The sequence below is a fragment of the Janthinobacterium rivuli genome, assembly GCF_009208735.1.
Taxonomy (GTDB): Bacteria; Pseudomonadota; Gammaproteobacteria; order Burkholderiales; family Burkholderiaceae_D; genus Janthinobacterium.
In genome coordinates this window covers 1-255 of sequence record NZ_WFLJ01000108.1, presented here as the reverse complement: position 1 = coordinate 255, position 255 = coordinate 1, and the positions used below count along the sequence as shown (strand labels likewise).

The following is a 255-nucleotide window of genomic DNA, read 5'->3' as shown; positions in this document are numbered from 1 at the left end:
GCCGCTGCGACTGGAAACGCGGGCGCTTATATAAAGGACGGGCTTCGCCCTGGATGGCATCGGCCACTTCGCCGTACACCATGACGGTGGCGCCGCTGTCGGCAAGTAAATGTAAATGCGATTGGACTGCTGCAATCTCTTCCTCGACGGAGCGGTGCGCCAGCCGGCCCGAATACCAGCCGGAGACGCAGGCCAGGCCATACTTGCCCAGCACGGCGTTCAGGGACGGGGCGTCTTTCGGAAACTTGTTGCCCA

At 62.4% G+C, this 255-nt stretch carries 1 pseudogene; it reads right to left on the bottom strand.

Annotation, left to right across the window (positions count from 1 at the left end):
- Nucleotides 1–255: pseudogene (locus GCN78_RS29150) on the bottom strand (myo-inosose-2 dehydratase); the annotation flags it as partial.